This window comes from Mesorhizobium sp. M1A.F.Ca.IN.020.03.2.1, from assembly GCF_004023205.1.
In the GTDB taxonomy this organism is placed as follows: domain Bacteria; phylum Pseudomonadota; class Alphaproteobacteria; order Rhizobiales; family Rhizobiaceae; genus Mesorhizobium.
Genome location: NZ_RZSV01000175.1, coordinates 1 through 12,280 on the forward strand (window position 1 = coordinate 1; position 12,280 = coordinate 12,280).

General features: G+C 64.7%; 11 protein-coding genes. 5 read left to right on the forward strand and 6 right to left on the reverse strand.

Going from position 1 to position 12,280, the window contains the following annotated elements; genetic code table 11:
- The 3 genes from EOA79_RS23245 to EOA79_RS23255 all read right to left on the reverse strand — a co-directional run.
- The coding region (locus EOA79_RS23245; protein WP_164893924.1) for an indolepyruvate ferredoxin oxidoreductase family protein at positions 1 to 3,214 on the reverse strand (3,214 nt) is incomplete at its 3' end.
- Between the two features lie 208 nt (positions 3,215 to 3,422).
- Entirely contained in the window at positions 3,423 to 3,950 is a 528-nt protein-coding gene (locus EOA79_RS23250) for a hypothetical protein (protein ID WP_067324162.1), read from the reverse strand.
- Positions 3,943 to 4,551 carry a CGNR zinc finger domain-containing protein gene (locus tag EOA79_RS23255; RefSeq protein WP_095824354.1) on the reverse strand — a complete coding sequence of 203 codons (609 nt, stop codon included), beginning with the start codon at positions 4,549 to 4,551 and terminating at the stop codon, positions 3,943 to 3,945. Before EOA79_RS23255 ends, EOA79_RS23250 begins: the two co-directional genes overlap by 8 nt.
- A 94-nt stretch (positions 4,552 to 4,645) precedes the next feature.
- On the opposite strand from EOA79_RS23255, the gene EOA79_RS23260 reads away from it, so the two are divergent.
- The 4 genes from EOA79_RS23260 to EOA79_RS23275 all read left to right on the forward strand — a co-directional run bounded on the left by EOA79_RS23260 (position 4,646) and on the right by EOA79_RS23275 (position 9,235).
- On the forward strand, positions 4,646 to 5,551 hold the full coding sequence (locus EOA79_RS23260) for a branched-chain amino acid ABC transporter permease (RefSeq protein WP_095776991.1): 906 nt from the start codon (positions 4,646 to 4,648) through the stop codon (positions 5,549 to 5,551).
- Between the two features lie 244 nt (positions 5,552 to 5,795).
- Positions 5,796 to 6,401, forward strand: a complete 606-nt coding sequence (locus EOA79_RS23265) for a TRAP transporter small permease subunit (protein WP_095824355.1) — start codon at positions 5,796 to 5,798, stop codon at positions 6,399 to 6,401.
- On the forward strand, positions 6,398 to 8,194 hold the full coding sequence (locus tag EOA79_RS23270) for a TRAP transporter large permease subunit (RefSeq protein WP_164748276.1): 1,797 nt from the start codon (positions 6,398 to 6,400) through the stop codon (positions 8,192 to 8,194). The genes EOA79_RS23265 and EOA79_RS23270 overlap by 4 nt, the downstream gene beginning before the upstream one ends.
- A 12-nt stretch (positions 8,195 to 8,206) precedes the next feature.
- On the forward strand, positions 8,207 to 9,235 hold the full coding sequence (locus tag EOA79_RS23275) for a zinc-dependent alcohol dehydrogenase family protein (protein ID WP_095824356.1): 1,029 nt from the start codon (positions 8,207 to 8,209) through the stop codon (positions 9,233 to 9,235).
- Between the two features lie 83 nt (positions 9,236 to 9,318).
- On the opposite strand, the gene EOA79_RS23280 is transcribed toward EOA79_RS23275, so the two are convergent.
- Complete coding sequence (locus tag EOA79_RS23280; protein ID WP_067003340.1) at positions 9,319 to 10,428, reverse strand: TRAP transporter substrate-binding protein; 1,110 nt, start codon at positions 10,426 to 10,428, stop codon at positions 9,319 to 9,321.
- A 245-nt stretch (positions 10,429 to 10,673) separates the two neighbouring features.
- Here EOA79_RS23280 and EOA79_RS23285 point away from each other — a divergent pair, with 245 nt between their 5' ends.
- A complete protein-coding gene (locus EOA79_RS23285; protein ID WP_067003338.1) occupies positions 10,674 to 11,447 on the forward strand; it encodes a gamma-glutamyl-gamma-aminobutyrate hydrolase family protein in 774 nt (257 codons plus the stop codon).
- 15 nt (positions 11,448 to 11,462) lie between these two features.
- On the opposite strand, the gene EOA79_RS23290 is transcribed toward EOA79_RS23285, so the two are convergent.
- On the reverse strand, positions 11,463 to 11,855 hold the full coding sequence (locus tag EOA79_RS23290) for a hypothetical protein (RefSeq protein WP_067003333.1): 393 nt from the start codon (positions 11,853 to 11,855) through the stop codon (positions 11,463 to 11,465).
- 131 nt (positions 11,856 to 11,986) lie between these two features.
- The coding region (locus EOA79_RS23295) for an NAD(P)-dependent oxidoreductase (protein WP_281060295.1) at positions 11,987 to 12,280 on the reverse strand (294 nt) is incomplete at its 5' end.

A 12,280-nucleotide genomic window follows, 5' to 3' on the forward strand; every position in this document is an offset into this window, starting at 1 on the left:
GGTCGAACGCGGTGCCGCGCAGGCCTCTCATGACAACAAGCAGGCGAAATGCCTTCATCATCCACGGGCCGAAACTCGATTTCCTCGGCTTGCCGTCATTGCCGCGCCGCCCGAGGATCGGCGGCGCGAGGTGAAATTCCAGCTTTTCGTAGCTTTGGAACTGCCTTGCGAGATCGGCGGCGAAGCTGCCGTCGGTGTAAAGCCGGGCCACCTCATACTCGTCCTTGATCGCCATCAGCTTGAAGAGGTTTTTCGCGGCCGCCTCGGTGACGGCCGTCGAGCCGGGAACCGCTGTCGCCTCGGCTGCGCGCAGCGCCGCGATCCTGTTGGCATAGCGCTTGCCATAGGCGGCGTTCTGGTAGGCGGTGAGGAAAGCCACCCGCCGGGCGACAATGTCGTCGAGCGTTTCGGGTGCCGACGCCGGCTTGCCGGTACGACCGACCAGGCCGCGCACGAAATCCGGCTGGTGCGCGGCGCGACGGCCCCAGCGGAAGGCGGCGATGTTCATCACCACCGCTTCGCCGTTCAATTCTATCGCTTTTTCAACGGCTTCGGCCGAGAGCGGCAGCCCGCCATGCTGGAAGGCGAAGCCGAGCATGAACATGTTGGCGCCGAGCGAATTGCCGAACAGCGCGGTCGCCGTGCGGGTGGCATCGAAGAAGTGGGCCTTGTCGTCGCCGGCGGCGGCACGGATCGCCTTCTTCAGCCGCTCGACCGGCAGCGAAAAATCGGCGGAACGGGTGAATTCGCCGGGCATGATCTCGGCGGTGTTGGCGAGGAACATGGTATGGCCCTCGCGCACCGCGGCGAGCACCTTTTTGGCGCCGGAGACGACGAGGTCGCAGCCAAGCACAAGATCGGCCTTGCCAGCGGAAACGCGGATGGCGTGGATGTCCTCGGGCGTCGGGGCGATGCGGACATGGGTGAAGACCGAGCCGCCCTTCTGGGCAAGGCCCGCCATGTCGATCATGCCGCAGCCCTTGCCCTCGATATGGGCAGCCATGCCCAGCACCGCGCCGATGGTGACGACGCCGGTGCCGCCGACACCGTCGATGATCGCCGCCCAGCCCTGAGATCCGAGTGGAAATTCGGCGGGTGACGGCACGCCTTCGAGCGGATCGCTCTTGCCGGCAATCCCCTCGGCCTTCCTGATCTTGCCGCCATGCACCGTCACGAAAGAGGGGCAGAAGCCGTTGAGGCAGGAAAAATCCTTGTTGCAGCTCGACTGGTCGATCCGGCGCTTGCGGCCGAATTCTGTCTCGACCGGCTGGATCGAGACGCAGTTCGACTGCACGCCGCAATCGCCGCAGCCTTCGCAGACCAGCTCGTTGATGAAGACGCGCTTGTCGGGATCGGGGAAGGTGCCGCGCTTGCGGCGCCGGCGTTTTTCCGCGGCGCAGGTCTGGTCATAGAGAAGCACCGACACCCCCTTGACCTCGCGCAGCTCGCGCTGCACGAGGTCGAGGTCGTCGCGGTGATGGATCGTGGCGCCGGGCGGGAAATCGGCCTTGCCGGCATATTTGGCCGGCTCGTCGGTGACGACGGCGATGCGCTCGACGCCCTCGGCGCGCACCTGTTTGGCGATCATATCGACGGTGAGGCCACCTTCGTGCGGCTGGCCGCCGGTCATGGCGACTGCGTCATTGTAGAGGATCTTGTAGGTGATGTTGGCGCCCGAGGAGAGCGCAAAGCGGATCGCCAGCGCGCCGGAGTGGTTGTAGGTGCCGTCGCCGAGATTCTGGAAGATATGGCCGCGCTTGGAGAACGGCGCCTGGCCGACCCATTGCGCGCCCTCGCCGCCCATGGCGGTGAAGCCGACCGTGTTCCGGTCCATCCACAGCGCCATGAAGTGGCAGCCGATGCCGGCGGCGGCAAGCGAGCCCTCCGGCACCTTGGTCGAGGAATTGTGCGGGCAGCCCGAGCAGAAAAACGGCGTGCGCGAACCGATGTCGACGGTATCGGCGAGCATCGCCTGGAACTGGCGCAGCTTCGCCACCCGCGCCGCGATCTCCTCCGAGGGGCCGATGGTGCGCAGGATACGCTCGCCGAGCGCGATCGCGATCTCGTTCGGGTCGAGCGCGCCCTTTGCCGGAAACAGCCAGTCCCCGCGCTCGTCCTTCTTGCCGACGATGGCAGGCTGAATAGCGGAGCCGTAGAGGTTCTCGCGCAACTGCACCTCGATCAACGAGCGCTTCTCCTCGACGACGACGATGGTCTCGAGGCCTCGGGCGAAGTCGGCGACATGCTGATAATCGAGCGGCCAGGGGCAGCCGACCTTGAACAGGCGGATACCGATGCGATTGGCCGCATTTTCGTCGATGCCGATATCCTCCAGCGCCTGGCGGACGTCGAGATAGCTCTTGCCTATGGTGATGATGCCGAGCTTCGGGTTGCGGCCGCCCGAATAGACGGTCCGATTGAGCCCGTTGGCGTGGATGAAGGCGGAGGCGGCGGCGCGCTTGTGCTCATGCAGGCGCTCCTCCTGGCCGAGCATGTCGATCTCGTGGCGGATGTTCAGACCGCCCGGCGGCATGTCGAAGTCGGGAATGACGATGTCCAGCCGCGCGATCGAGGCGTCGACCGAAGCGGTCGATTCGATGTTGTCCTTGACGCATTTGATCGCCGCCCAGGTGCCGGCGAAACGCGACATGGCGAAGCCAAAGAGACCGTAGTCTATGATCTCCTGGACGCCGGCGGGGTTGAGGATCGGCACCATGGTGTCGACGAACAGGAATTCGGTGGCATGTGCGTTCGTTGAGGATTCGGCCATGTGGTCGTCGCCCATCAGGGCGAGAACGCCGCCATTTTTCGACGAGCCGGCGAGATTGGCGTGGCGGAAAACGTCGCCGGAGCGGTCGATGCCCGGCCCCTTGCCGTACCAGACGGCAAAGACGCCGTCATGGGTGCCTTCGCCGAGCAGCTCGGTCTGCTGCGAGCCCCAGCAGGCGGTGGCGGCGAGCTCTTCGTTGAGGCCCGGCTGAAAGACGATGTCGGCCTGCGCAAGCTGCCGCTTCGCCTTCCACAGCTGCATGTCGAGGCCGCCGAGCGGTGAGCCGCGATAGCCGGAGACGAAGCCTGCGGTGTTGAGGCCGGCGCGACGGTCGCGCTCACGCTGCATCAAAAGCATGCGCACGACGGCTTGCGCCCCGGACAGGAAAACGCGCTCCTTGGCAAGGTCGAACTTGTCGTCGAGCGCGACGTCATGCAGCGTCATCAGGCATGTCCTCTGCGGAGGCGCGCCGCGGATCGGCGGCCAACGTCGGAGTGAGAGGCCGCAGTCTTTCTTCCCTTGCGGGACAGGTCAAACGAAATCGCAGCGGCCAGAGCGCACGCAACAAACGGTCCCGCTGGAAGCGGTCGCCGCATTCAATCGCACGCTAAACGCTTTGCAGCGCACGAAAATTTCGACCGGTCAACGGGCCTCAAGCCGCCTTCGAGCAATCCGGCTTGGGCGCATCCGGCAGCTTGCCGTCGGGATGGCCGGCAAGGTCCGGGTTGAGCTCGTATTTCGGCCCGATCACCAGCGGCCGGTCCGGCAGCATGGTCTGGTCCGCCGAGGAGGTCATCGTCGTCTCGAGGCTTTGAAGCAACGTGCCGCTCGAATCCTCGATGCGGATCGTGACGGAATAGGGCTTGTCCTTGACCACGCAGGTGAGCGGCGGGCTGGTCAAGGTGATATGCGGGAGCTTCGGCCAGATCTTCTGGTTGACGATGAGCGGGTCGCCGCCGGCCGGATTCTGGAAATTCACCACCGCAATCTGTCCCTCGCCCATCGGCCGCAGCGGTCTCAGCGTGATGACATAGGTGGCGATGCCAAGCCGGTAGTTGAACTCGAACAGCTTGCCGGAAATGGCGAAGAGCTGCTCCTTGCCGGTGTCGCGGCAGGCGCCGAGCGCCGTCGCGGCGATCAGGGCCGCGCCGAGAGCGATCGAACGGAATTTTCTAAGCATTGGTGGCCTCCCTGGCCGCCGTGCGGCGGCGATAATAGCGGTTCGCTTTCTGGCGGTTGCCGCAGACGGCCATGTCGCACCAGAGGCGGCTTGAGTTGCGGCTGCGGTCGACGAAGAGCCAACTGCAGTTCGGACAGATCCTGAGCCTGGGAACGGTGTCGTCGCGCAGCAGCGAAAGCGCCGAGACGGCCAAAGCCGCCTCGAACGCTATCGGCGTCGCCGGATCGCCAAAGGGCCTGCCCGGTGCGCTGATCTCGATGCTGCTGCCGGAGAGGCCGTTGGCGCAGGCGGTCAGGAAATCCGGCAGATGGCCGGCGGCGATCGCGCCTTTCGCTATGGCATGGCGGAACAGGCGGTCCGTCGCCTCGCGTATCGACAGCACGACCGCGGCGATGCCGCCCGGTTCAGGCGCCTCCAGCCGCCGGCCGCCAAGCTCGGCGGCGCGAAAGCCGCTCGCCGCCTCGGCGAAGCGGGCGATCTCGGCCGGATCAGCGAAACGGTCGAAGGTCTTTTCCGGATCGTTGCGCAGGACGACCGTGTTCGCCGTGTCGAGCGCGAGGATGCCGCCGGTGAAGCGGTGCGGGGTCCAGGATACCGTCATGCCGGAAATCTAACCGATAAAACGTATTTGACAAGTTAGATTTCGGATGCAACGCTCCAAACAGGGCCATTTCGCGCGGCCCTAGGGATGCTCCATGCTCTATTTCTATCAGCAGGTGCTGAACGGGCTGCATTCGGGCGCGCTCTATGCGCTGCTCGCCTTCGGCTACGTGCTGACCAACGGCATCCTGCACCGCACCAACCTTGCCTATGGCGCGCTGTTTGCCTTTTGCGGCCACACCATGATCCTGACCGCCGCCTTCGGCTATCAGGCGCTGTGGCTGACGCTGTTTGCCTCGGTCGCGCTAGGTATCGTTGCTGCCCTGCTCTATTCGGTGCTGATCAGCCAGGTGCTGTCGCGCAGCGTGTTCGAGAGGCTGGCGGACCGGTCGCCTAATGCGATCGTGGTGACGACGCTCGGCATCTTGCTGTTCCTGTCGGAAGCAAGCCGCATCGCCGCCGACACCCATGATCTCTGGCTGCCGCCGATGCTCGCCCAGCCCGTCGTCTTCGCGCAGGGTGCCGGCTTCAAGGTGACGCTGACCGTTATCCAGCTCTTGGATTGCGCGGCGGTGATGGCGATGGTGGCGGTGGCCGCGTGGCTGTTTTCGCATTCGCGCTTCGGACGCGCCTGGCGGGCCGTGTCCGACGACCCGAAGGCGGCCGCGATGTGCGGCATCGACGTCACCGCGGTGTTCCGCCGCGCGGTGCTCTATGGCGGCTTCTGCGCGGCTTTTGCCGGCATGCTCGCCGGCATCTATTACGGCAACATCAGCTTCGGCACGGGCCTTGTCTACGGCCTCAAGATCCTGTTCGTGACGGCGGTCGGCGGCTACATGTCGCCGCTCAAGGCTGCTCTCGGTGCCGCGGCCTTCGGCATGGCCGAATCGCTGTGGGCCGGTTATTTCCCGCTCGAATGGCGCGACGGCTGGATATACCTCTTCCTCGTCGCCATGCTGGTGCTGATCGGCGCCGGCCGCGACCAGGCCAAGGTCGCCTGAAACCCATCAGACTTTGGTTGCATGACGCGCCGTGAGGTGACCGGTTTTTACCGTTGCTCGCCGCGTGGATCGCCGGCACGTGCTTTGCCATGTTGACCAACCGGACCACGCACTGCATACCGTTGGGCCAAGCGGCGCGACACCGGAGGGGGACTCGGGCGCGGCGCCAGCACTTTGAGTTAGGCATCGTGCTTCTCGAAAATCGAACGCGATTCTCGGGGCCGGTGCGCGAGGGAGGAAATGCATGGCAGGGCTGCTCGCTCTATCCACGACGATCGACCGCATCAACGAGTTCATCGGCCGCTGGGTCTCGTGGCTGATCCTGCTTGCGATCCTGGTGAGCGCCGGCAACGCCGTCATCCGCAAGATGTTCGACATCTCCTCCAACGCCTGGCTCGAACTGCAGTGGTATCTGTTCGGCGCCGCCTTCATGCTGGCCGCCGCGTATACGCTGAAACAGAACGACCATATCCGCATCGACATCGTCTACGGCATGTTCCCCCGCCGCGTGCAGCACTGGATCGACCTCCTCGGCCATCTCCTCTTCCTGATGCCGTTCGTGGTGCTGATGGTTTTCTACTTCGTGCCTTACGTGTCGCTGTCCTTCCGCAGCGGCGAGATGTCGACCAATGCCGGCGGGCTGATCGTCTGGCCGGCCAAGGCCATCCTGCTCGTCGGCTTCTTCCTGCTGGCCATCCAGGGTGTCTCGGAGATCATCAAGAAGATCGCCATCATGCGCGGCGACATGGAGGATCCCACTCCCTATGTCTCGGCCCACGACCAGGCCAAGCTCGAGGCCGAAGCGCTTGCCGAAGAAGCCAAGGCGCTGTCCGGCGAGGTGCGCTCATGATCGAGTTCATCGCGCAGAACATGGCGCCGATCATGTTCGCCTCGCTGATCATCTTCCTTTTGATCGGCTACCCCGTCGCCTTCTCGCTCGCTGCGAACGGCCTGTTGTTCTTCTTCATCGGCGTGCTCTTGTCGCCCTATTCCGGCGGCTCGATCAACCTCGCCTGGCCGCTGCTGCATGCGCTGCCGGATAATTTCTACGGCACAAGGGTGATGTCGAACGACACGCTGCTGGCCATTCCATTCTTCACTTTCATGGGAATCGTGCTGGAGCGATCCGGCATGGCCGAGGACCTGCTCGACACGGTCGGGCAGCTGTTCGGCCCGATCCGCGGCGGGCTTGCCTATGCGGTGATCTTCGTCGGCGCACTGCTTGCCGCAACGACCGGCGTGGTGGCGGCCTCCGTCATCGCCATGGGGCTGATCTCGCTGCCGATCATGCTGCGCTACGGCTACGACCGGCGCCTCGCCTCGGGCGTTATCGCGGCTTCCGGCACACTGGCCCAGATCATCCCCCCCTCGCTGGTGCTGATTGTGCTGGCCGACCAGCTTGGACGCTCGGTGGGCGACATGTATGCGGGCGCGCTGATCCCCGGCCTCGTTTTGACCGGCATCTACATGCTCTACATCCTGATCATGTCGATCGTCCGGCCGAACTCGATGCCGGCATTGCCGCTCGAGGCCCGCACGCTCGGCCACGGCGTGATTTCGCTGATCGTGGCGCTGCTGGTGACCGGCGCGATTTCCTATGCGGCCTATCGTTACCTCGCGCCGACGCATGGCGACAATGCGGACATCCTTGGCGCCACCGTCGGCGTGATCGTCATCTACATCGTGGCGATCGCCGACCAGCGCCTCCACATCAACATGATGTCCAAGCTGGCACAGCAGGTGGTGATCGTGCTGATCCCGCCGCTGGCGCTGATCTTCCTGGTGCTGGGCACCATCTTCCTCGGCATCGCCACCCCAACCGAGGGCGGCGCCATGGGCGCCGTCGGCGCGCTGATCATGGCGGGCTTCAAGGGGCGACTGACGATGGATGTCATCAAGCAGGCGCTGGCCTCGACGACGCGGCTCTCCGCCTTCGTGCTGTTCATCCTGATCGGCGCGCGCGTCTTCTCGCTCACCTTCTACGGCGTCAACGGCCATATCTGGGTCGAGCATCTCTTGACCTCGCTGCCGGGCGGCGAGACCGGCTTCCTGATCGGCGTCAACGTGCTGGTTTTCGTGCTCGCCTTCTTCCTCGACTTCTTCGAGCTCGCCTTCATCATCGTGCCGTTGCTGGCGCCCGCCGCCGACAAGCTCGGCATCGACCTGATCTGGTTCGGCGTGCTGCTTGGCGTGAACATGCAGACCAGCTTCATGCATCCGCCGTTCGGCTTCGCGCTGTTCTACCTGCGTTCGGTCGCGGCGCGCGTGCCCTATCTCGACCGCATCACCGGCAAGCAGATCGCGCCGGTCACCACCGGCCAGATCTACTGGGGCGCGGTGCCGTTCGTCTGTATCCAGGTGATCATGATCGGGCTTACCATCGCCTTCCCGCAAATGGTAATGCGCTACAAGGGCACCGCGGTCGAGCCGAGCACGATCGACCTCAAGCTGCCGGACATGCCGGGACTTGCGCCGCTCGGCACGCCGCCGGGCGACAATGGCGCGGCGCCCGCCAGTGGCGGCTCGGCGCCCGCCGCGCCTGGCACCCCGGACTTGTCACAGCCGCCGAATTTCGGCGATACGGCCCCCGCCAAGCCGGCGACGCCGGCACCCGATCTTTCCAAGCCGCCGAGTTTCAACTGAGGTGACCAAGTCATGAGAGCCGTACGGCTGGAAGCAATCGGCGGCATCGCCCTTCGTGCGGTCGACAAACCTGCGCCGGGGCCGGAGGATGTTCTGGTGCGGATCGAAGCCTGCGGCGTCTGCGGCACGGACCGCCACCTGTTCCATGGCGAATTCCCGTGCACGCCGCCGGTCACGCTTGGCCACGAATTCTGCGGCATCGTCGAGGCGGTCGGCGACGCGGTGTCCGGCATCGCCGTCGGCGATCGGGTCACGGGCGACCCCAACATCGCCTGCGGGCGCTGCAGCCAGTGCCGGGCCGGCCGCGTCAATTTGTGCAGCAATCTCAGGGCCATCGGCATCCACCGGGACGGCGGTTTCGCCGATTATGTCGTGATGCCGCAAGGCCAGGCCTTCCTCCTGCCCGGCAACCTCCAGCCGACGCATGGCGCCTTCTGCGAGCCGCTGGCCTGCTGCCTGCACGGCATCGACCTCGCCGGAATCAGGCCCGGCGACTCGGTGGTGGTGCTCGGCGGCGGCGTCATCGGCCTGCTCACCATGCAATTGGCGAAGCTTGCCGGTGCCGCGACCATCATCCTATCGACCAGGCAGGCCTCGCGCCGCGCGCTGGCCGAAGAACTCGGCGCGACCGCTACGGTCGATCCAAGCGCCGTCGATCCCATCGAGGCCATCGCCGGAAAAGCCGGGCTTGTGCCGGGCGGCGTCGACGTGGTGCTGGAATGCGCCGGGGTTCGCGACACGGTCGAGCAGTCGATGCGAATTGCCAAGGCCGGAGGCACGGTGGTGATCGTCGGCGTGATGCCGCAGGGGCAGAAGGTGGCTTTCGAGCCTTTCGACGTGCTGTTCCGGGAGTTGAAGGTCCTCGGGTCCTTCATCAATCCCTTCACGCATCGACGCGCCGCGGACCTCATCGCGTCCGGCGCGATCGAGATCGACAAGCTGATTTCCAGGCAGGTGCCACTCGAAGAGGCGCCGCAGGTGATCTCGAACCCAGCCGCCCCCGGCGAGGTCAAGGTGCTGGTCGTGCCGGGCCGGACCTGAAGTCCTGCAACGTTGGCGATTGGCGAAACCGGCGGTGACAGCGCCCTCTCCCCGTCACCATAGGGGAGAGGGCTAATCCCCGGCTACAGCTTGCCGTTACGCTGCTGCACCATCATGAAGGTATCGTAGTTGTATTCGGCGACCTGGGCCCAGAGATAGTGCTCCTTGCGGAAGCCTTTGATGGATTCCCAGATCTTCTTGAACGGCGCGTTGTTGGCCTCCATTTCGGCATAGACTTCGTTGGCCTTTTCGAAGCAGGCAGCCATGATTTCCTGGCTGAAGGGGGCCAGCTTGGCGCCGCTGGCGACCAGCCGCTTCACCGCCGCCGGATTGAGGTAGTCGTATTTCTGCAGCATGTTGGCGTCGGCGGCTTGCGCGGCCGTGTGCACCAGCGACTTGTAGGCGGGCGACAATTCCTCGTATTTGGCCTTGTTGAACATCAGATGCACGGTCGGGCCGCCTTCCCACCAGCCGGGATAGTAGTAGTAGGGCGCGACCTTGTAGAAGCCGAGCTTCTCGTCGTCATAAGGGCCGACCCATTCGGCGGCGTCGATCGTGCCCTTTTCCAGCGCCGGGTAGATGTCGCCGCCGGCGATCTGCTGCGGCACGACGCCGAGCTTCTGCACCACTTTGCCGGCAAAGCCGCCGATGCGCATCTTGAGGCCGGAAAGATCGGCGACCGTGTTGATCTGCTTGCGGAACCAGCCGCCCATCTGCACGCCGGTGTTGCCGCCCGGCAGGCCGAATAGGCCTTGCGTTGCAAGGAATTCGTTGAAGAGGTCAATGCCGCCGCCATGATAGTGCCAAGCGTTCATGCCGCGCGCGTTAAGCGAGAACGGCACTGCGGCACCCAGCGCCCAGGTTGGGTCCTTGCCCCAATAGTAATATGCCACCGTGTGGCATGCCTCGACGGTGCCTGCGGCGGTGGCGTCGGCCGCCTGCAGGCCGGGAACGAGCTCGCCCGAGGCGAAGACCTGAACCTGGAAATTGCCGTCGGTCGCTTCCGACAGCATTTTTGAGAACACTTCCGCACCGCCATAGATCGTGTCGAGCGATTTCGGGAAGGACGATGCCAGCCGCCAGGTCACTTTCGGATTGGACTGGGCTATCGCCGGCGTGGCAAGCGCGGCGGCCGCTGCCGCGACACCAACACCGGATGCACCGGCCTTACGGATGAACGAACGACGATCCATGCATTTTCCTCCCGTTTAGAACCAACAGACCGATGCTCGGACATCCGCGGTGCCCTGATCGGCTGCGCGAAACAATACACGGGCAAGATGTCGAGTCCAGCACCGCGGGCAACGTGCAACTATAGTCTAACGCCGACCGTCCTGGCCCATTCGGAGAGCCGAAACTTGCCATGGCAAAGTGCCGACTGATCGCCTATTTTGTAGGCAGAATAATTCGTTAGCCCTCGATGGAACCCGTATCCAAAATGCAGCAGCCGCTCGTTGCCGTCTCAACCGATGTCCGCCAGTTCGACAACTACACATGGCATGCCGCGCCCCAGCAATATATCGAAGCGGCGATCGCTGGCGCCGGCGTGTTCCCGCTCCTGGTGCCGTCCTTCGGCGACCGGCTCGATTTCGACGAGCTGCTGTCCTCGGTCGACGGCGTCATGGTGACGGGTTCGAAATCCAACGTGCATCCCTCGCTCTATGGCGGCGATCCCAGCGAGGCCAACGGCCCCTACGACCCGGCGCGCGACTCCACCACGCTGCCGCTGATCCGCAAGGCGATCGAGCGCGGCGTGCCGCTGCTCGCCATCTGCCGCGGGATCCAGGAGCTCAACGTGGCGCTGGGAGGGACGCTCGGCACCGAGATCCAGGAGCGCGAAGGCTCGCTCGATCACCGCGCGCCGGTGAGCGAGAATCAGGACGAGCGCTTCGGCATCCACCAGACGATTTCGATCAAGCCCGGAACCTGCCTCGCCGGCGTGTTCGGCGCCGGCGACATCAAGGTCAACTCGCTGCATCGCCAAGCGATCGACCGGCTCGGATCGAAACTGCAGGTCGAGGCTTTGGCGACCGACGGCACGATCGAGGCCGTCTCGGTCAAGGAGGCCCGCGCCTTCGCCGTCGGCGTCCAGTGGCACCCCGAATATTGGGTGAAGTCGGACAGCAACTCGGCAAAGATCTTCCGCGCCTTCGGCGATGCCGTGCGCCTGCATGCGGCGGCGAAGGCCGGTGCACGCGCGGCGGCGGAATAGCCGAACCCGAGCAGCTCAGTCGCTGGTCGTCGCGTTCAGCGCCAAAAGCGGGGCGGCCGGTGCATAGGATTCGTAGCCGTCGCCATCAGCAACACCGAAGGTGACGATCGGATCGATGCCGTTCTCGCTGAACGCGACCGAGCCGTCGGCCTGCTCGCGCCAGAATTTCACACGCTCGATGCCGGGCATCAGCTTGCTGCAGTTCGGAGCAATTGTCAGCAGCGACAGGCCGTCCGAGACCTCGGCGCCGCGCTTGATTGCGCAGGCCGCTTCGTCGCCATTGGCTGTCAGCCGATAGCTGTTGGAGAGGCCGGCTTGCTCGACCGCGCTTTGGCCGTTGCCGTCGTGCAGGGACTGAACGCCCCCGTATAAGGCGACTGACGCAATCAACCCGGCTAACAGCTTCACTCCGCCTCTCCACATCCTGGCTTGCCGTGCCATGCCGGTCTCCAAACCACGCGCCGATTTGGACAACATGCATAACGAAGTATGCAGAATGATGGTTAAGCAGGCGTTAATAAATGTGGCCGGCCTTCCGCTCAGGCGCGTGGCTTGACGTTGATCGTCTCCGGCACCGGGGTCAGCGGCCGGTGCTCGCCGAACCAGGAGATGAGATTGTCGACGCACAGATCCGCCATGGCCCGGCGGGTGTGGTCGGACGCAGATCCGACATGCGGCAGAAGGGAGGTGTTGGGCGCATCGAGCAGCGCTCTGGGCACATTCGGTTCGTCGGCAAAGACATCGAGCCCGGCGGCAGCGATGGTGCCATTGGAGAGTGCTGCAGCCAGAGCCGCCTCATCAACCGTGCTGCCGCGGCCGATATTGACGAAGAC